Source organism: Haloplanus vescus, assembly GCF_900107665.1.
In the GTDB taxonomy this organism is placed as follows: domain Archaea; phylum Halobacteriota; class Halobacteria; order Halobacteriales; family Haloferacaceae; genus Haloplanus; species Haloplanus vescus.
This window is the reverse complement of sequence record NZ_FNQT01000001.1, coordinates 110264-129326: the sequence shown is the minus strand read 5'-3', so window position 1 is coordinate 129326 and position 19063 is coordinate 110264. Positions and strand designations below refer to the sequence as shown.

General features: G+C 67.6%; 19 protein-coding genes, 1 tRNA gene and 1 other RNA gene. 4 read left to right on the top strand and 17 right to left on the bottom strand.

Translation table 11 applies throughout. The features are described 5' to 3' along the window. Positions 1-100: 100 nt before the first annotated feature. From BLU18_RS00710 to BLU18_RS00680, 7 genes are all read right to left on the bottom strand, one after another. A complete protein-coding gene (locus BLU18_RS00710) occupies positions 101-877 on the bottom strand; it encodes a DUF7260 family protein (RefSeq protein WP_092629943.1) in 777 nt (258 codons plus the stop codon). Beyond that, positions 877-1773: a DUF7551 domain-containing protein gene (locus tag BLU18_RS00705; RefSeq protein ID WP_092629940.1), complete on the bottom strand. Its 897-nt coding sequence runs from the start codon at positions 1771-1773 to the stop codon at positions 877-879. Before BLU18_RS00705 ends, BLU18_RS00710 begins: the two co-directional genes overlap by 1 nt. Then, entirely contained in the window at positions 1770-2954 is a 1185-nt protein-coding gene (locus BLU18_RS00700) for an ABC transporter substrate-binding protein (RefSeq protein ID WP_092629937.1), read from the bottom strand. The genes BLU18_RS00705 and BLU18_RS00700 overlap by 4 nt, the downstream gene beginning before the upstream one ends. 38 nt (positions 2955-2992) lie before the next feature. Further along, positions 2993-4117: a CARDB domain-containing protein gene (locus BLU18_RS00695; protein ID WP_143025205.1), complete on the bottom strand. Its 1125-nt coding sequence runs from the start codon at positions 4115-4117 to the stop codon at positions 2993-2995. A 170-nt stretch (positions 4118-4287) separates the two neighbouring features. Beyond that, positions 4288-5115, bottom strand: a complete 828-nt coding sequence (locus BLU18_RS00690) for an ABC transporter ATP-binding protein (protein ID WP_245697904.1) — start codon at positions 5113-5115, stop codon at positions 4288-4290. A gap of 56 nt (positions 5116-5171) precedes the next feature. Beyond that, on the bottom strand, positions 5172-6296 hold the full coding sequence (locus BLU18_RS00685; RefSeq protein ID WP_092629928.1) for a FecCD family ABC transporter permease: 1125 nt from the start codon (positions 6294-6296) through the stop codon (positions 5172-5174). A gap of 72 nt (positions 6297-6368) precedes the next feature. Further along, positions 6369-7499: an ABC transporter substrate-binding protein gene (locus tag BLU18_RS00680; protein ID WP_092629925.1), complete on the bottom strand. Its 1131-nt coding sequence runs from the start codon at positions 7497-7499 to the stop codon at positions 6369-6371. Between the two features lie 153 nt (positions 7500-7652). On the opposite strand from BLU18_RS00680, the gene BLU18_RS00675 reads away from it, so the two are divergent. Both BLU18_RS00675 and BLU18_RS15075 read left to right on the top strand, forming a co-directional pair. Then, positions 7653-9053, top strand: a complete 1401-nt coding sequence (locus BLU18_RS00675; RefSeq protein WP_092629922.1) for an endo-1,4-beta-xylanase — start codon at positions 7653-7655, stop codon at positions 9051-9053. A gap of 41 nt (positions 9054-9094) precedes the next feature. Next, complete coding sequence (locus tag BLU18_RS15075) at positions 9095-10021, top strand: hypothetical protein (RefSeq protein ID WP_245697837.1); 927 nt, start codon at positions 9095-9097, stop codon at positions 10019-10021. Positions 10022-10025: 4 nt separating this feature from the next. Here the strand turns inward: BLU18_RS15075 and BLU18_RS00665 are convergent, their stop codons facing one another. From BLU18_RS00665 to BLU18_RS00655, 3 genes are all read right to left on the bottom strand, one after another. Beyond that, positions 10026-10871, bottom strand: a complete 846-nt coding sequence (locus BLU18_RS00665) for a hypothetical protein (RefSeq protein ID WP_092629919.1) — start codon at positions 10869-10871, stop codon at positions 10026-10028. Positions 10872-11225: 354 nt separating this feature from the next. Beyond that, positions 11226-11537, bottom strand: an RNA gene (gene ffs, locus BLU18_RS00660) — signal recognition particle sRNA. Between the two features lie 41 nt (positions 11538-11578). After that, on the bottom strand, positions 11579-11986 hold the full coding sequence (locus BLU18_RS00655; protein ID WP_092629916.1) for a DUF7548 family protein: 408 nt from the start codon (positions 11984-11986) through the stop codon (positions 11579-11581). Between the two features lie 129 nt (positions 11987-12115). On the opposite strand from BLU18_RS00655, the gene BLU18_RS00650 reads away from it, so the two are divergent. Then, on the top strand, positions 12116-12613 hold the full coding sequence (locus BLU18_RS00650) for a LabA-like NYN domain-containing protein (RefSeq protein WP_092633536.1): 498 nt from the start codon (positions 12116-12118) through the stop codon (positions 12611-12613). Positions 12614-12625: 12 nt separating this feature from the next. Here the strand turns inward: BLU18_RS00650 and BLU18_RS00645 are convergent, their stop codons facing one another. Together BLU18_RS00645 and BLU18_RS00640 are read right to left on the bottom strand one after the other, a co-directional pair. After that, a complete protein-coding gene (locus BLU18_RS00645) occupies positions 12626-13225 on the bottom strand; it encodes a hypothetical protein (protein ID WP_092629913.1) in 600 nt (199 codons plus the stop codon). Between the two features lie 60 nt (positions 13226-13285). Beyond that, positions 13286-14185, bottom strand: coding sequence for a DUF7847 domain-containing protein (locus BLU18_RS00640; protein ID WP_092629910.1), 900 nt, complete (start codon positions 14183-14185; stop codon positions 13286-13288). A 79-nt stretch (positions 14186-14264) separates the two neighbouring features. Here BLU18_RS00640 and BLU18_RS00635 point away from each other — a divergent pair, with 79 nt between their 5' ends. Further along, a complete protein-coding gene (locus BLU18_RS00635) occupies positions 14265-14711 on the top strand; it encodes a TIGR00725 family protein (protein ID WP_092629907.1) in 447 nt (148 codons plus the stop codon). Between the two features lie 64 nt (positions 14712-14775). On the opposite strand, the gene BLU18_RS00630 is transcribed toward BLU18_RS00635, so the two are convergent. The 5 genes from BLU18_RS00630 to BLU18_RS00610 all read right to left on the bottom strand — a co-directional run bounded on the left by BLU18_RS00630 (position 14776) and on the right by BLU18_RS00610 (position 19036). After that, on the bottom strand, positions 14776-15165 hold the full coding sequence (locus tag BLU18_RS00630; RefSeq protein ID WP_092629904.1) for a TrmO family methyltransferase domain-containing protein: 390 nt from the start codon (positions 15163-15165) through the stop codon (positions 14776-14778). Positions 15166-15204: 39 nt separating this feature from the next. After that, positions 15205-16953: a sensor histidine kinase gene (locus BLU18_RS00625; protein ID WP_281241032.1), complete on the bottom strand. Its 1749-nt coding sequence runs from the start codon at positions 16951-16953 to the stop codon at positions 15205-15207. 105 nt (positions 16954-17058) lie between these two features. Next, positions 17059-18093 carry a diphthamide biosynthesis enzyme Dph2 gene (dph2, locus tag BLU18_RS00620; protein ID WP_092629898.1) on the bottom strand — a complete coding sequence of 345 codons (1035 nt, stop codon included), beginning with the start codon at positions 18091-18093 and terminating at the stop codon, positions 17059-17061. 138 nt (positions 18094-18231) lie between these two features. Further along, positions 18232-18315, bottom strand: a tRNA-Leu gene (locus tag BLU18_RS00615). 67 nt (positions 18316-18382) lie between these two features. Further along, the gene (locus BLU18_RS00610) at positions 18383-19036 is read right to left on the bottom strand and encodes a response regulator (protein ID WP_092629895.1); all 654 of its coding nucleotides are present in this window, start codon (positions 19034-19036) and stop codon (positions 18383-18385) included. Between the last annotated feature and the right edge of the window lie 27 nt (positions 19037-19063).

The following is a 19063-nucleotide window of genomic DNA, read 5'->3' as shown; positions in this document are numbered from 1 at the left end:
TGTCTCGGCGTCCGTTCGCTCGTCGGGTGCGCCGAACAGGCCGACGTAGACGCCGGCCCAAGCGCGGGCGCGGCGTCGACAAGGGAAGGGCCACACGGTGTCAGACCCTCCGAACGAGGTGGTCGCGGACGGTACGCTGGCAGGTCGCGCAGGCGTCGTCGAGGCGGGCGACGGTCGCCAACAGCGGGTGGTCGACCGGGAAGTCCGAGTACAGGTACGAGACGACCTGCCAGTGGCCGACCCCGGGCTCGGACCCTCGGCTCGTCGTCTCACGGAGGAACTGCTGGCGGCGACGCGCGACGGTCGAACACCGGTCGCGGTGGGCGTCGAGCGTCTCGTGCCGGTCGGCGAGCGCCTCGAACTCGAGGTTCAGGAGCGGCGTCTCGTCCGCGTCGGCAATCCAGCCGGTGATGTCGTCGATATCCTCGCGAGCGTCGTCGAGGTGGGCCAGCTCGCGGCCGAGCGCGCGGTCGAGGAGGTCGTTTTCGGCTTTCCGCGTCGCCACCTCGGAGAGGATGGCGCGCTTGAGCGTGGGCGAGAACGACGAGTCGGTCGTCGGCGCGAGGGCGACGGCGATGGTGTCGGAGAGTTCGGCGCGGATGGTCTCGAGGAGCGGTTCGGCGTCGTCGGCGTCGGCGACGCTGTGTGGTCGGACCGTCTCCGCGAAGGCCGTCCGGACTTGCCGACAGGCGTCACCGCTCGCCTGCCGTCGCGTGCCCGCCACAGCCGCGACGCCGACGGAGGTCGACGACGGCTCGGGGGAGAGCCCCTGCACGCGCTCGGCGAACGTTTCGAACGCGTCGCGTCGCCGCTCGACGGCCGCGCGCTCGGCGCGGACACGCTCTATCGCCTGCGCGACGTGTGTCGTCACCGTCATCAGGCGCTCGCTCCGATTGGGACGTTCACGAGGGCAGTCGGGTCGGCGGTGCGAGCGAGTACGACTGTCACCTCCCAGTCGTCGCCGTCGTCGACGACGCGGAGCGAGGCGGGCGGCCAGTCGGGGCGGCGTCGGTACAGGTCGAGGACGAGTGGGAGGACGGGCAGTCGGCCGCGGCGCGGCGTGAGCGCGTAGTCGGACAGCCGAACGACGACGGAGCGCGTCCCCGCCTCGTCGTCGACGGACCACGGCGACTGCGTGTAGTGACCGAGGAGGCCGTGGTCGCGGAGTGACGCGAGCGTCGCGGAGACGGGGCGCTCGGTCACGTCGTCCTGCCGGAGTCGCGTCGCGGCGGCGACGAGGACGTCTATCTGTGCCGCCGGGGAGAGTCGGGCGTCGAGTTCGGCCGCGAGGTGTTCGAGCAGTCGCAGGCAGAACGCGTCCGGGTCCACAACTGTCTCGGCGAGGTCGAAGTACGTGTCCATGACGGCCGCCTCCACGGCGTCGTGGCCGGCGTCGGACACCGCCTCGAAGACAGCGGCGGCGACGCGGTGACAGAACGCCACGAGCGTCTGGCGAGACTCACGGCGTCGGTCGAGGACGGGTTCCGAGAGCGACCACGGCTCGTCGGTCGCTGGTTCGTCGCCCTCGCAACCGGCCTCCTCGCAGACGATGACGTCGTAGTACGGGAAGCGGTCGTCGTACCGGCGGAGCGTCGCGCGGTACTGCTCGACCGCGCGGGCGGCCGCACAGGCCGTCGTTCGGTCGCCGAACCGCATCCCCACGGCGGGCACCGGTCGCTCGCCCAGCCGCCCGCAGGTGAGGTAGTACGACCCCTCGGGGTCGCTGAGGCGTTCGATGTACGCTCGGAGGTCCGCGAGCGTCGCCGTACTCATGCGCCACCTCCGACGATGGACGCGACGCGTCGGCGGTCGAACAGCCACTCGTCGTCCGGAATCTCGGGGTAGGGCGCGCCGTCCTCGTATTCGGGCCACTCGCCGAACTGCTCGGGGTAGAGCTGCTTGGCCCCCATCTCGAGTTGGAAGAGGTTCATCAGCGGCCCCTGGTAGCGCATGCCGCCGGGGTAGACGCGGTCGTTCTGGACCGCCGTCAGCTGACTGCCCACCTCGTGGGTGGCGAGGGAATCCCGGACCGACGCCATGCTGTAGTTCGGGGTGAGGCCCCAGAGGTGGAGGAACACGTCGGGGTCGGCCTCGAGCATCGTCTCGTAGTCGACGGTGCCCCAGAGGCCGTCCCACTCGCCGTCGCCGAAGGCGTCGACGGCGCCGAGCGGTCGGGTGTCGGCCAGCCAGTAGCCGGGGGCGTTCAGGTGGTACGTGTAGAAGGACTGGCCGTCGTTGGCGAGGGTCGCTCGGACGGCGGTCGGGCGCTCCGACTCGGGCGGCAAGTTCGACTGGATGGTCGAGAGCAAGTCAGCGTGAACGGCCGCGAGCGCCTCGTATCGCGCCTGCTCTCGGAACACGGCCGCGACCTTGCCGAACAGGTCCCACAGGGGGTAGTACTCGTAGCCGTCGTAGCCCTCGGGCGGCGTGGCTCGCGTTCCGCTGTAGAAGTTGCCGACCCACGGCCCGACCTGTGACGCGATTTCGTCGACGTCGGAGCGGTCCCACCCCGTCTGTGCCGACGCCCACGCCGGGTCCGCGAGGTGGACGTCGCTCCCGAGGCTGTACAGCTGCTCTTTCACCAGCCCGTCGGTGAGGGGGTCCTGCAGGCCCTCCCACTCGAAGGAGACACCGTCGAGGCGGCGGTAGTAGTGATTCATCGTCGTGCCGGACATCTCGGGGACGTAGACGGCGTTGACGGCGTCGCCGTGGCCGAGCGCGACGGCCATGTCCGCATACTGCGGGAAGACGGTGAACACCGTCTCCGGGACGGCGTCGAACTCGACGCGCCCGGCGGGCGACAACTGGACGCTGTGCGTGGCGGTGGTCGTCGTCTCCGCCGTTGACGACTGCTGCCCGGTACAGCCGGCGACGGCCCCGGTGATAGCGGCACCGACGGCAGCAATCGTCCGTCGGCGCGTCGTCCGTTCGCCGTCCGTATCAGTACCGCTCATATTTTTAGGCTAGCCTAAAAGAATAAAGCGCTTTCGGCCTATCGGTCGAAGCGCCCACGCCAGCTCCGATAGCCGATGATGGAGCCCGCGGCGACGACGCCCCCGGTCAGCAGCGGCACCGCGCCGAACGTGGCCGGTGCTGTCCCCGAACCCGGCGTCTCGGTGGTGGCCTGCGACGCCGACTCGGCGTCGGCCGTCTCGTTGGCGAATCGGACCGACTGGTCGGTCGAACCGGTCGTCGAGCCGACGTCGTACGTCGCGGATATCGTCGCGGGACCGGTCGGGCGCTCGTTCAGTTCGACCGTCGCCGTCTCGGTGGTCCCCGGTTCGACCGACTGGATGACCGTCGTCGGGAGGGCCGTGCCCACCGCGGCGCCCGAGACGACGACGTTCTCGATGGGAGCGTTCCCGTGATTGGCGACGTGATACCGCAGGTCGGTCGACCCGTTCTCGGTGACGGTCGTCGCGTGGACGACGGCCTCGCCGTTCAGCGACTGGACCGTGACGGACTCGTTCGTCGAGACCGACCCGTCGGCGTGGGTGAGCGTCGCGTCGAGCGAGTGCGTTCCCGCCTCGGGCGGCGTGACATCGAACGTGAACGTCGTCGAGTTGTGTGCGCCGAGTTCGGGCTGAATCCGCGTCTGGTTCTCCCCGAGTCCGGACAGTCGGAGCGAGAGGTCGGTCACCTGCTCGTCGTCACCGTTGGAGACGGTGACAGTCACGGTGGATTCAGAGCCGGCGACCAGGTCCTCGGTGTCGACGTTCAACTGTGGCGGCGTCTCCGTCTCCGTCGAGGGCTCTGAGACGGTCACGTACGTCGGATGCATGGTCGTCACCACGCCGAGTCGGTTGCCGTCGGCGTCGTACTGCATCCCCCGGACGTGGACGAGGAGTTTCGTCCGACCCGCGGTGTCGAACGTCGCGCTGAGCGGAACGTCGATGGTGTCACCGGCCCCGAGCGTCCCGAGTGAATCCGCCTCGGAGTACTGCGTCCCGCTCGCGTCTTCGAGCGTCACTTCGGTTACCTCGAACGTCCCGCTCCCCTCGCCCGAGAGGCGGACCGTCGGCGTGACGGTAATCGAATCCCCCGTCTCGGGTTCGTCGTCGGAGACGCTTACCGACGACACCGTGACCGCGGGCGGCGACGCTTCGACGACGCTCATTCCCCCGCCCACGACGAGCGCACACGCGAACAACACTGTGAGAACCGTTCGATTACGATGGAGTTTGTCTGGCAGCATCAGTTTTAGGCTAGCCTAAAGATTATAAATATCTGCTGATTTTTAGGTTAGCCTAAAACTTTGAAACAGTTGAACGTTGTTCGGCAGCCGATTCAGTCCGTCGGCTGTTCGAGGGTCGGCTGTCGTGCCGGCTCCTCGTCTGTCTCGTCGTGACGGGCGCGAAGCGGCGTGATTCGCGGCCCTCGCTCCGCCCACGTCACGTCTGCGTCGACGGCGAACACGTCCGCGAGAAGGTCCTGCGTGACGACCGACTCGGGCGACCCGCGGGCACGGATTTCGCCGTCTCTGAGCGCCACAACGTGGTCTGCCAGCCGCGCCGCCTGTTCGAGGTCGTGGAGGACGACGACGACCGTCACGTCGCTCTCGTCGCGCAGCGTCTCGATTATCTCCAGCACTTCCAGTTGGTGGTGGAGGTCGAGAAACGTCGTCGGTTCGTCGAGGAGGAGCACGTCCGTCTCCTGGGCGAGCGCCATCGCAATCCACGCCAACTGCTTCTGTCCGCCGCTGAGACTGCCCACCTCTCGGTCCCGGAGGTGGGCACACCCCGCAAGGTCGAGGGCGCGTTCGACCGCCCGCTGGTCGTCGTCGTTCGGAGGGTCGAAGAAGCCACGATGGGGGTAGCGGCCGTGGTACACGAGGTCCTCGACGGTGATCGACTCCGGCGACGTGCGCTCCTGTGAGAGGAGTCCGAGTCGCTGGGCGAGGGCCTTGGCGTCGTAGTCGCTCACCTCGCGCCCGTCGAGGAGCACCGACCCGGACCGGGGCGCGAGTTGGTCCGCGAGTCCCTTCAGGAGCGTGCTCTTCCCGGAGCCGTTCGGGCCGACGAGCGCGGTGACCGAGCCCGGGTCGACGGCGAGTGACTCCCCGTCGATGATACGGGTGTCGCCGTAGCCGAGCGTCAGTTGCTCGCCCGCGAGCATCGCGTCGTCGCGGGCGTCCGAGACGGCCGAGCGAAGCTGTGAGTCGTTCCCTGTCATCAAACGTCACCGAGGTTGTCCTGCCGGCGCATCAGATAGAGGAAGTACGGCCCGCCGACGAGGCCGGTCACGATACCGACCGGTATCTGCGAGCTGGCTCCCGTGAGCAGTTGCATGCCGAGGCGCGCGCCCACGTCGGCGACGACCATCAGCGCGGGGCCGGCGAACAGACAGCCGACGACCAGTCGCTTGTAGTCGCTGCCGACGACGGTGCGGACCATGTGCGGGACGATGAGGCCGACGAAGCCGACGATGCCCGCGACGGCAATGCTCGCCGCGGCGGCGAGGACGGCCACCCCGGAGAGGGCGAAGCGCACCGTCTCGACGCGCATCCCCAGCGACTTCGCCGTCCGCTCGCCGAGCAAGAGGACGTTCAACTGTCGCGAACTGACGAGCGCGAGGCCCATCGCGAGAACAGTCCACGGGAGCGCCAACCGGACCTGCTCCCAGTCGGTGCCCGTCAGCGACCCCGTCGTCCACGCGATGGCCGACTGGACGACGCCGATGTCGTCCGCGAAGAAGAACATAGCCGTCTGCAGGCTGTTGAACACGGTGCCGACGATGACGCCCGCGAGGACGAGGCGGACCGGCGACGTACCGTTCTGCCACGCGATGACGTAGACGATGAGGAAGGCGACCGAGCCGCCCACAGCGGCGATTATCGGCAGGAACGTCGACAGCCCCGAGAAGAGGACCAGCGTGAGCAGAATCATCAGTCCCGCGCCCGAGGAGACACCGAGGATGAACGGGCTGGCGAGCTCGTTGCGCGTGACCGCCTGGAAGATGGAACCGGAGACGGCGAGATTCATCCCCACGAGGACGGCTACGAACACGCGCGGCAGTCGGATGTTCCAGACGATGAGGCTCTGGTTGCCCATCTCGGGGAGTTGTCCCCCGAGCAGGAAGGCGCGCCACGCCTGCGGGTCGAAGAGGACCGTCGGGTCGAGGACGGCCTGCCACGCCTCCGCGATAGACATCGAGTACGCGCCGAAACTCACCTGAATCAACCCGCCGGCGACGATGACGGCGAGACTCCCGAGACAGAGCGCGACCAGCGAGGAGTCGAACCACGCCACCGAGCGAGTCGGCGCGGCCGTCCCCTCGCTCACCGACTCACTCGCCACGGAACGACACCCCCGTGCGAGCGGTGGCAGTCGGTCGACGATACGACTCGGTCGAGGTGTGTACTGTGTGTGTCATGCGTCGAACGACCCCGTGACGATGTCCGCGACGCGCTCCCGGTCGAACAGGTCGCTCTCGAAATCGTACAGGTGCCGGGCCGTGCGTTCAGTGAGGACGAGGTTCGTAATCGGCCCCTGATACAGGCTGCCGGCGCGGTAGACGTCGCCGTTCTCGACGGCGGTGAGTTGGCTCGCCGTGTCGTGGGCGTCGAGGAAGGAGACGACCGTGTCTTGGAACTCGCCCGTAGACATCGACTCGTAGCCGCGGAGCAACAGCACCTCGGGGTCGACTTCGAGGACGGTTTCGAGGTCGATTTCCGCACGACTGCCGTGGAAGTCCTTCACGTCCGTCGTCGCGAGGGCGTCGTCGACGCCGAGGTCACGCAGGTGTTTGAAGCCCGTCCCGCCGCCGATGACGTAGGGGTAGAACGACTCTGGCTGGTTGCCGACGCCCCACAGGACGGCGACTTCGGGGCTCTCGGACGGGATGGCGTCCGCGAGGTTGGTCTGGAACGACTCGTGGACGCCCTCGAACGCCTCGTAGCGGTCGGTGCGCTGGAACACCTGGGCGAGCTTTTCGAACGCCTCGAAGAGGGTGTAGTACCGGTAGTCCTCGTGCCACGGATAATGCTGGGCGTAGATGCAGTTGCCGAACATCGGGGCGACGTTGCGCTCGATTTCGTCCACGTCGGAGCGGTCCCAGCCACCGAAGCGATTCATGAGGAAGTTCGGGTCCATGACGTGGACGTCCGCCCCGAGCGCGTAGAATCGCTCCTTGCTCACGCCGTCCTGATAGAGCGCCACCATCCCGCTCTTGTCGACGGAGACGCCCGGAATCGAGTCGTAATACTGGGTGTGATAGCGGTCCGTGAGCCAGACTGCCTTCGGCGGTTCGAGGCCGAGGGCGATGCCCATGTCCGCCCAACTGCCGTTGTTCGCCACCCACGTCTCGGGCACCTCGTCGAAGGACACCGACCCCATCGGTTCGATAGACACGGAGTGCGACGACCCCGCGTCGCCGTCCGAGGACGCAGTCGTCGCCGCACCCGCACACCCCGCGAGCGCACCCCCCGAAGCGACGGCGCCACCGTACGTCAGAAACTCGCGCCGCGTCGGGAGTCGCCGCCCAGTCGTCTCTCTCGTCATAGTGTTTAGGCCAGCCTAAATAGTTAAATGGATTTCGAATTTTAGGCAGACCTAATAACACGCGCTTAGCCACCGCCGTCAAGTGGCTGCCGGCCGTCGACGACGACGAATGGTACCGGACGCGCGTGACCCTGACGGTCCGCCGAGGCCCGGATGACGGACCGTCTCGACGGGCGAGTGGCCCGCCGGAGCGTCCTCGCAACGCTCGCGGGGGCACTCGCTGGCTGTTCGAGCGACGACGACCCGCCGTCGGCGACGCCCGCGACGACGACCAGCGACGAGACGGCGTCGACGACGCCCACGTCTGCCGACACGCCCTCGTTCGTCGGCGGCGAGCGCGCGGCGTGGGAACGCGCCGCCGATCGTCGAATCGACGACCACCGCCGGGCCGACCTCGCTATCACCGTCTATCGAGACGGGTCGCCCGTGCCCGACGCGACTGTCGACCTCGTGCTCCGTGACCACGAGTTCGACTTCTCGACGGCCTACAACGTGCGCCGACACTTCGACGTGCCGTCGGGCCACCCCTACCGGACGTACGTCGGCGACCTGTTCAACGAGGTGGTCTTCGAGAACGCACACAAGTGGCGACGCTGGGTCCAACCCGGAACCCACGAACGCGCCGACACCATCGTCGAGTTCCTGCGCGACCGTGGGCTGAGAATCTCGGGCGCGCCCGTCATCTGGCAACACCCGGAAGCGGACGTGCTCCCCGACGACGTCTGGGCGGCGGTCGAGGCCGACGACGAGGCCCGACTCCGCGAACTCGTCCGCGACCACGTCCGGACAGTTCTGGGCCACTACGTCGACGACCACGGCGTCACGGAGTGGGTGTTCCTCAACGAACAGCTCGACCACAACGTCATCACGGACGCACTCTCGGACGCCGATCCGTGGGAGTCGCCGCCGCTCCGCGACTGGTTCGCCGTCGCGGGCGAGGTGGCGCCCGAGGCGACGCTCTCGGTCAACGAGTACGACATCCTCGCGCTCGACCGACCGCAGCACCGCGACCACTACGCCAGTCTCGTCGAGTACCTCCTCGCCGACGACGCTCCGCTCGACGAAATCGCGTTTCAGGGACACACGAGAGGCGAGAGCGAGCGAATCAGCGCCGACGAGCAGTGGCGACGGCTGGAGCGGTTCGCCGGCCTCGGCGATATCGACCTCGTCGTCTCGGAGTTCGACACGCCGGGCTTCGACTCCGATACGGCCGCCGGGGCCTACCTCTACCGTTTTCTCAAGATACTCTACAGCCATCCCGACGCCGCCGGCTTCCGACTCTGGGGGTTCTGGGACGAACAGCACTGGCGCAAGGACGCGCCGCTGTTCTACCCCGACTGGACGCCCAAACCCGGCTATCACGCCTACGTCACCCTCGTCTTCGACCAGTGGTTCACCGACGAGACGGGGACGACCGACGGCGACGGCGAGTATCGCACCCGCGCCGACCTCGGCACGTACGATATCACCGTCACCGTCGACGGCGACCAACGGCACGTCACGCGGTCGCTCACCGACGCCGATGGCGAGACGACGTGGACGATTCGGCTGTGACGTGCCGACAGACTCAACTTGCCGGCCGCGTGCGCTGCGATATGGTCCCCACGCGCCGACACCTCCTCCAGACCGCCGGGGCGACGGCACTCGCCGCCCTCGCTGGATGTGCGTCCGACAGCGATGAGTCCGCGACGGAGTACGCTCTCCACGTCGAATCGGTGGACGTCTCGCCCGTCGACCACGCCCTCTACACCCCCGACGACGACGCCCTGTTCGGCGACCCGGCCCGCACCGCTCTCGACGCCGTCCTCCCCACGGGGCGACACACGACCTACGGCTACCGCCCGCTCCCCGACGAGGCGTTCGTGACTCACGAGGGGTCGTACTACCAGATCGAACACGTCGTCACCGGGCGGCAAGCGATGCAGCGACGGGTCGTCCGCCTCGAACCACTCCCGGACGACGCACCCGACGACGCCGTCCTCGTCGACGACCTCGACCGACCGAGCGCGCGGACGGTGAAAATCCTGCACAGCTACGAACAGACGAACGGCGAGACGAGCACCGCCGACCTGCTCCGCGGCGACGCGTACGTCCTGCGCCGTCCGGCGGAACGCGAGAGCCGGGTGGGGACCGGTGAGTTGGACGGCCGAGTCGTGACGATGACCGATGACGGTGGGTGGCCGTATCGCGTCCGCGTCGCCCGAGAGCGCGTCGTCGAGACGGCACACACCGCCCTCGCCGTCGAGGTGGCGAGCGACCGCGAGGCGTTCCGGGACGTGGTGTTCGGCGCTCGCATCGACACCGTCCTGGAAGCCGGCGACCTCTCCGCGCCCGCGAGGGACGTGCTCGACGAGGCCATCGCGCGCGACGTATACACCGAGACGACGCCGCTTTCGGACGCCTTCGACGCCACCCTCGACGCCCTCGGCGTCGGCAACGTCGACGACGGCGTCAACGGGAAGTTGCTGTGGGACGCCGACGCGCTCTATCGGTACGGGCTCTACGTCTCGCCCGCCGAGTGAGCTCTCACGCCGAGACCCGCCGCTGAAGCCGTCGGCCGGCATACTCGACGCCGCCGGCGGCGAGGGCGATTCCCAAGAAGACGAACCACGCGCCGAAGTAGAGCGCGTGCGGGCTCTCGACGCCCGCCTGCAGTTCGGCCCGTGCGTCGAGCAAGACGAACGCCGCCAGTAGCGTTGCCGGCGCGAACAGGCGGTGGCGCGCGAGCAGGTAGAGCGGCACCGCGGCGAGGAGCCACTGTCCGACGAGGCCAAAGGGGTAGAGGAGCCAGTCGAACCCGCCGGTGAGCGTCACGCCGAGTCGGTGGGCGAACCACACCATCACGGCGGCGTGGAGCAGTCCGCCGACGGCGGCGACGGCCCGCGCCCGTCGCGGCGAGAGCGGGAGCGACGGCCACGACACCGACACCGGGGGGAGGCGATCCCACTCCGTCCGGGCGGCGTATTCGAGAGCGCCGAGAAACAGGAAGCCGACCGTCCACACCGTCGCGTCGGTCATATAATGGACTGCGTACAGACCGTTCTCGACGACGGTGATGCCCGTCGGTTCCGCGAGGCGTTCGAACTCGGCCACGTCGTGAAAGCTCGGTCCGGGCGGCGTGAGTTCTCGCCAGAGGACGTACCCAGTCGTCACCGCGAGGGCTGCGAGTGGCGTGAGGAGACGGGCGCGGAGCGCGAGCCACGCCGGCACCGCGGCGACGACGACGAGGCCACCGTATCGCCAGCCAGCACCGAGCACCGAGTAGTTCGACGGACCGACGTCGTAGCCGAGGTGGAGAGCGACCAACAGGACGAGGGTGGCGTGGAGGGCACCGACCGCGAGGCTCGCGGCTGCGAGGCGTCTGGAGGGCATACCAGCCGTTGCGTGCGCCGGCGGTATCTGTGTTGTCCCCGCTGACAGGACGACGCGCGACGGCTCGTCACACGAGCGGCGGCGCTACCGGCGTCGAGATACGTGGCGAGAATGGCGTTACTTCAGGACGTACTGGCAGGCGTCGTCCCGGCCGTTTTCGCAAAGTCGTTCGAGCGTGTTGCAGGCTCGTTCGTTTCCGCTTCCACACTCCTCTCGTAGGAGTACCATGTCTTCTTCTTTCATGCTTCTTCGTACCATGTTAACGGATACCAACCATATATACTTGTCGGTGTGAGGATCAGAATCACGGCTGGAACGACAGCGACACCGCTCGGCAGGAAAGTGACGGTATGAATGCGGACAACGGGATTGCCCGGCGTTCCGCTCCGGGGAGTCCCGGTCGCCTCCTCCACCCCGCGATCCGTCGAGCGACTGGCGTCCGGCGGTGGGCTGCTCGCTTCCGCGCCTGACCCAATGCCACCGACGAACCGCGACGGAGCGCCCCTGCGGACGCACGCCGCGGACCGCTGTCCCCGAAGGACGAGGCTTCCACGTTGGCTCCCGAGGCCCGAACCGGTCTGACCGGACGCCCCCGGGTTCGGTCCCCGCTCAAGACCGTAGTGCGGGAAGTACGAGCAGGGCCTAACTGCCCGACCTAGTCCACTTCTCCGTATGCCACTCCCTCTTAAGGGCCTTTCGACTCCCCGTCACACGACGGCCCGCGCGTAGACGGCCGCAGCGGCGGGAATCACCGCCGTCGCGACGACGACGTACCACCGGTGGTCCGTCATCCACGACGACGGGAGACCGAAGATGGGGTCGAGGGGCGCGGCGAACGCCCACGAGAGGGCGACGACGAGAGCGACGACCCCGAGTGGGAGCGCGATGCCCGCCGCAGTTGTCGGGTCCGCCTGTCCGCGCGCCCCGGCGAGGAAGACGACGGTGCCGACGAGGGCGAAGGCGAGGACGGCGCCGACGCCGAGCGGCCCACCGGTGTAGTAGGCGGCGAGTTCGGTCCCCCAGCTCGGAAAGAGGGCGAAGGGGAGCGCGAGGACGGCGACGACGGCGAGACAGCCGGCGATACCGACGGCGGGGGCGGCCTGCTCGATGCGCATACGCGACTCTGGCCGCGCCGACGTGTTAAATCGCTCGCGTCGTGGCGAGGGGTTACGAACGGGCTGTATCTGTCGCCGAGCGTCGTCAGAGGCAAGGAATTTAGTCGCGCACCGCCCAGAATGGGCAACGTGACCGAGATACATGACAACCAGCGCGTCGCGATACTCGCGGACGCGCAGAACCTCTATCACTCCGCGCAGAGCCTCTACTCCAGGAATATCGACTACTCCTCGCTCCTCTCGAAGGGCGTCTCCGACCGCGAACTCGTGCGGGCCATTGCCTACGTCATCCGCGCCGATTCGCCCGAGGAGGAGCGCTTCTTCGAGGCGCTTCAGGACATCGGCTTCGAGACCAAAATCAAGGACATCAAGACGTTCGGCGACGGAAGCAAGAAAGCCGACTGGGACGTGGGCATCAGTCTCGACGCCGTGACCCTCGCCAACCACGTCGACGTGGTGGTGCTCTGTACCGGTGACGGCGACTTCTCGCGGCTCTGCTCGCATCTCCGTCACGAGGGCGTCCGCGTCGAAGTGATGGCCTTCGGCTCCTCCACCGCCGACGAACTCGTCGACGCCGCCGACTCCTTCCTCGATTTGGCCGAACGCGAAGAGACGTTCCTGCTGTAGTCGCCGCCCGCGTTACTGCCGCCGCACCTCGACGATAGCGACGCACTCAACCCGGAGCGTCTCGTCGCCGAGGAGGCGCGCCACCGTCTGGAACGCGTAGGTGCCGTCTTCGAGCGACTCCACGATGTACGTGGTATCGGCCGGTTGCGGCGTGGGATGGGTCTGGAACGTGAGCGACCAGGTGTACCGCTCGCCGGGCCGAATCGTCTCCCGCGACTCGGTTGACGATTCCGAGGCAACGGGGCTCCAGCCAGCCGTCGTCCGCCGGTGGATACGCCAGTCGTCGGGCGTGACCTCGACCGGGTGGTCCGGATGCTGGTCGTGGAGGACGAATTCGAGTGACTCCACCACCGAGTCGTCCGGGTCGGGTTCGAAGACGGGTATCGAGGCGTTGAGGTAGACCCGACTCTCCAATCGGTCCTCGGTGGGCCAACAGACCGTCCGGTCCGGGTCCGACGCGAACGACGGACACTCGTGTCGGTCGCTCGCGGTGGTGGTCGAAGTCGAAGTCGCAGTCGTCGATTCCGACGGGGGAGTTTCGGGCGGCGCGACGCCGGCACAGCCGGCCGTGGCGGCCACGCCGAGCGTCGCGAGAAGCGTGCGGCGTTTCATACCCTCACGATTGCGCGGGGGCGGCATATGGCTCCCGAAGGGTCAGACAGTCGTGTGTGTCTACGCGTCGTCACCGAGCACGCGTTCCTCCACCGAGCGGGCGTTGCGCCGGTAGAACGCGGTTGCGTAGGTGTATCGGAAGGCGAAAAACAGCGTCGTCGCCACCGCGGAGACGAGGGCGAGCGCGGCGATTTCCGGCGTCGAGAGACCGAGCCCCCCGCTGGGCGTCGCGAGGATATCACCGGGCGACATCCCAGCACCCGACCCCCCGCCCATACCGCCGCTCATCCCGCCACCGATGGGGCCGGGCGTGGAGCCACCGGACGGCCCATTCATCAGGACGCGGTAGGCCGCGGCACCCAGCATCGGCAGAGAGGCGAGAAAGCCCAGTGCGAGCGTGACGAGCGTGTATCCGAGCGTGTCGAACACGTTGCTCCGCACGAACGAGACGCTCTGGGTCACGCTCTCGACGGCGTCGGCGTCGTCGACGACGACGATGACGGGGTAGAACTGGATGGCGAACAGGACGGCGATGTAGATGCCGACGAGTAGGAGAATGACGGCACCCCCGACCAGCGCGGCCGCCCCGCCGGCCCCGGAGATGACGGTGAGGACCAGCGCGAGCACGACGAAGACGACGCCGAACGCGACTTGGATGCCGAACTCGAGGAGGGTGGCGAGGAGGAGGTCGAGATACCGTGCCCGACCCGTCGCGGCGAGCGCGTCGAACGACGTGTCGCCGTCGAGGGCGTCGCGTGCCATCCCGACGACGCCCGCAACGACGAACGGCGTCACGACGAACGTCACCATCTGGAGGAGCAGCGGTGCGAACGGGACGCCGGCCAACTGGAGCGCACGCTGTGGGAGGAGCAGGGCGGCGTAGACGAGGCCACCGAGGAAGAGGACGGGATTCCGCGAGAGTGCGTCGACTGCCGTCCGGAGGGGCGTGACCACGGACATGCCCATGTCCGGGCGTAGCCAGCACATAAAGGTGGCGTGTCGACCGAAGGTATATGCCGGCGCTCGACCAGATATCGCCATGCGCGTCAGCGTTATCGGCGGTGGATCGGTCGACGAATCGACGGCGAACCTGGCCCGCGAGGTGGGCCGACGACTCGCCGCTCGCGACCACGTCGTGGTGTGTGGCGGCCTCGGCGGCGTCATGGCCGCGGCCTGTGAGGGTGCGAGCGCCGCCGGCGGCCGGAGCATTGGCATCCTCCCGACGACGGACCGGAGCGACGCCAACGACCACGTGGACACCGTCATCGCGACGGGACTGGGCCACGCGCGGAACCCGCTGGTCGTGATGAACGGCGACGCGGTCATCGCCGTCGACGGCGGGTCGGGGACGCTCTCGGAGCTCGGGTTCGCGGGCGTCTTCGACCGGCCTATCGCCGGCTTACAGACCCACGACGCTCCCGGCGTCGAACCCGTCGAGACGCCCGCCGAAGCCGTCGACTACGTGGAGTCGGCCGGCCAGCACTGATACTGATTTTGGAAGTCAGTACCGGTAGTTCGCCGGGTCGTCTCGGCGAACCACCGGAAAACAGTCACAAATCCGTACGAACGTCGACTGGCACCTTCAGGTCGAGCACCGGGCTATCGTCGGCCATGTCGACGCCGCGGACGTAGAGCCGTCCGGCGTCCGTGTCCACCTCGTCAACGCCACAGGTCGTGACACAGATCGGATTCGGGCGCGCGGGCGACCGAGACGTGAACACGCCGCGGGACTCGTCGCGGTCCAGCGTCAGCACGGAGCGGTCCGCCCGGTCGGCCCACCAGACGACGACCACGCGGTCACCGTCGAAGCCGTCGAGCCCCGCCCGGTACGCCGGGTCGAGTTCGACGACGCCCGTCGCCGCCTCGTGAATCCCCTGTTTCGGCGCCTCACCCGTCGTTTCGAAGGGCGTGTGGACCGTCCCGATGGGCTTGCAGTCCATGTGTATCCCTTCGACCAATCGGGCAAAAACACACCGCCGTCAGGGGTCGGCGTCCACCGACGAGGCCTCGACGCGCGCGACCGATCGGTGCTCGTCGTCGGCCGCGTCGTCGGCGAGTGTCACATCGCCAAAGACGATGCGCGTGCCGCCGTCGCGACCGGTTTCGATGCCGGTCGTCCAGCCGTGGGCCTGCGCGATGGCGTCGACGATGGTCAGTCCCAGTCCCGTCCCGCCACCCGTCGTGTACTCGTCGTCGAAGACGTGCTCACGGTGTTCCGGCGGGATGCCCACGCCATCGTCCTCGACGTAGAACCCGTCGTCGTGTCGGCCGAGGGTCACGGTAAGAGACGCCGAGGAGTCCGTCGAACCATGTTCAACGCTATTCCGAAACAGGTTCTCGAACACGTTCTGGAGTCGCGTGCGGTCCGCGTACACCGCGATGGTGGGCGCGATGTCGAGCGTGAGCGTGGCGTCGCCCGTGTCCGTGGTACGCCACGCGCTCTCGGCGACATCGACCAGCGAGACGCGCTGCCGGTCGTCGATGGTCCGCCCTTCGCGGGCGAGCGTGAGGAGGTCTTCGATGATTCGCTCGGCCCGGTCGAGGGCGTCGAGCGCCGTCTCCAGGTCCGACTCCTCACCCCCCATGCGCGCGAGCTCGATTCGACCGTAGGCGACGTTGAGCGGATTCCGGAGGTCGTGCGAGAGCGTGCTCGCGAAGCGTTCGAGCTGGGCCGTCTGCTGTTCGAGGTCACGGACGTGACGCTGGCGGTCAGTGATGTCCCGAATCAGGAGGACGTAGCCACGGACCGCGCCGCCGGCCTGGAGCGTCGACACGGTGAGCGTGTACTCGCGCGGCGTCCCGTCGTCGTCGCGGGTGAACGTCGAGACGAACGGGTGGTCGTCGGTCGCCGTCCCGCCGTCGGGCCGTGTCTCCGCGTCGGCGACGAGCGTCGGCAGCACCGATTCGAGCGACTCGCCCCGCCCGCTGACCAGTTCGGGGAACGTCGTCGCCGCGGTTTCGTTGTAATCGAGGAGTCGGTGCTCGTCGTCGACGACGATGACTCGCTCGTCGAGCGCGTCGAACGCCGCCTCGCGTGCGAGCGGCACCACGTCGAACAACTGGTGGCGGAGGACGGCCCAGCCAGCGAACGACGCCATCCACCCCGACCCGATGACGAACGCGCCGTTCAGCGGGCCGACGAGGACGCCGCCGAGCCACAGCGCCGTGACGGCGAACGGCGGAATGAAGCCGACAAAGAGGACGACCGTCTGCGTCCATCGGCCCTCACGGCGCGCGAGGAAGCGATAGCCGAGGATGCCGATGGCCGCGTAGTAGCCGATGAACACCGGCATCGTGAGCACGGTAAAGAACGAGGTCGGCGCGCCCGACAGGTGCGGAATCGTCGTCCCAACGACTTCGTAGCCGGTTCGCGCGACGCCGTGAATGGGATTGGTCACTTCCAGGCCGAACACGACGGCGACGTAGACGGCTGCCGACGCCAACAGGCGCCGTGAGACCACGCGGCGGTTGGTTGCGAAAGATATCGCGAACAGCGCGAATGCGACAGGGATCGCCGACCCCAGCCCGGTGTGGATGGTGTACATCAACACCGCGAGTTCTCGCGTCGGCGCGAGCAGTTCCGCGGCGACGAACACGCCGACCAGTGGGTGAATCGCGACAGTCAGGACGAACAGCTGCCCGGATATGTCGAGATCTTTGGACCACACCCACGCGGACACGGCAATAACGAAGCCGCTCGCTAGCAATACCCCCCCCACGTACAGCATCTCGGCGTTCATCCCCCTACCCGTGCGTACAGTGTGTCGGTCTCCGATATATATCTTGCCGGTAACAGAACCGATGGGCAGAAAAATGTCAGATAGTCAGGGATTTCACCACGTGCCGTGGAACGTGTCGAACGAGAGCGAATCGAGGGGTTCGTCGCCGACGGCGATGCGGTACTCGCCGGGCGTCAGCATCGGCTTGTGGAACTGCGGGCCGTCGTCGGTCGTGATGCGCGGACAGCCGGTGTTGACGAAAGCGTCCATGTCGAAGTTGCGCAGGCGGTCCGGCGTCACCTCGTCCATCGTGATGAGGTAGGCGTCGTCGTTGTCCGCAACTATCTGTTCGGCCATGTCCCAGCGCCCTTGTCCGATCTTCGTACAGAAGATGACGCCCCACTTCTCGGCGTCCATCGCCCGGTGGACCGCGCCGTAGCGCTGCTTCATGAACTTGTCCGTGTCAGCGACGGTGACGACGTTGTTGACGGGGTCCGCGATGACGACTTTCTTGTCCGGATGCTCCATCGCCAGTCCGAGCGGGTGGAACTTCCCGCCGCCGACGTAGAGCACTTGGTCCGCGTCGATGTCCGCAGAGGCGTAGTTACAGCCGAGCACCTGTCCCTCGTGGGTGAGGCGGTCGTCGCCCCGCCGCGTGTGGACGGTGTAGCCCTCGTCTTCCAACCACTCGCGCATCTCGTCGAAGAGATTCATGTGCTGGGCGGTGGTGACGAGGCCCACGTCTTCCTCGGGGAGTTCGTCGAGGGCGTCTTCCATCATCGGGAAGGGGTCGACGTTCGAGAACAGCGGGACGTAGATGATCTTGTCCGACTCCTTCATCGGCGAGTGGCCGAAGTGGACGAACACGTCCGTCCGGCGCATCAGATAGGTGTCGAGGTCACAGGCGCCGTAACAGGGCTGGCCGGAGAGCATGTACGTCACGTCGTCGTCGGTCCGCGCCCGCAGGTCGTCGGCGACTGCGGGCCCGCGCCGTTTCAGCCCCTCCGGGAACTGGAGGCCGACCTTCGTCGCGTTCCGCTCTTCGACCGCCTCGACGATGCGGTCGAGTTCGTAGTCCCACTCCCGGTCGTGTTTGAGCGACATCCCCGTATTCCGGAGGTCGCCGTCGGAGGACACGTCCTGACTCATTACCCCGTATTGCCGGCGTGGCCGTTTAACGTCCGCGCTTCGGGTCAGCCGTCGCTGTGGACGGTAGCGACAGAGAGTTTTGCGAGGGAAGAGCGCTCCGAGAGCGGTCTTCCGCATTTTCCGGTGTGAGCCGGGCAATGCGAGGGATGCGATTTGAACGCATGGACCTCTACAGGAGCGGATCTTGAGTCCGCCGCCGTTTCCAGGCTTGGCTACCCTCGCACGCGGTCTGCCAGTTCGCCATCACCCGAGTTTAACGCACCGGTTTCCGTCCGCGAGCTCCCGTCGCTCACTGCGCCTCGTCGACGAGCTGGAGCAACTCCTCGAACTCCGCGGGGTCGAGTGACTCCAACTCGTCGTGCGACGCCTCGTGGAGCCGCGAGAACTCGTCTTGGAGGCGCTGGTATCGCTCGTCGGCTTCGAGTTCGTCCGCGGCGTGACGCGAGTGGAGGGCGGCGAGTTTCGACCCGAGACTGAACAGCGCCTGCAACTCGCGGGCGTAGGTGGCACGCGTCGAGAGGTCCTCGACGGCGCCGACGAGTTCGTCGCGGTCGACTGGCTTCGTGAGGTACATGTCGAAGTCCATGTCGACGATGTCGAGGTCCGGGTCGACGGCCGTCATCATCGCGATGCGGGCCTCGCCGTCCTGTTCGCGCAGCTCGGACAGCGCCTCGTCGCCAGAGACGGTCGGCATGCGGCGGTCGAGCAACACCACGTCGACGTGCGGGCCGAACGCCTCGACGGCCTCGTCGCCGTCGTGCGCGAGAACCACGTCCCAGTCGGATTCGAGATAGAGGGCGACCGTCTCCGCGAAGGCTTCGTCGTCGTCCGCGACCAAGACGACTCCGTCGCGTTCGGTCGCGGTGCGGTCGTCGGACGCGCCGCCGACGCGGCGGGGAGCCGACGCCGCCGAATCCGCGTCGGCAGAACTGTGTCCCATCATTGATCTTTCGACGAAAGTGAGACGGAT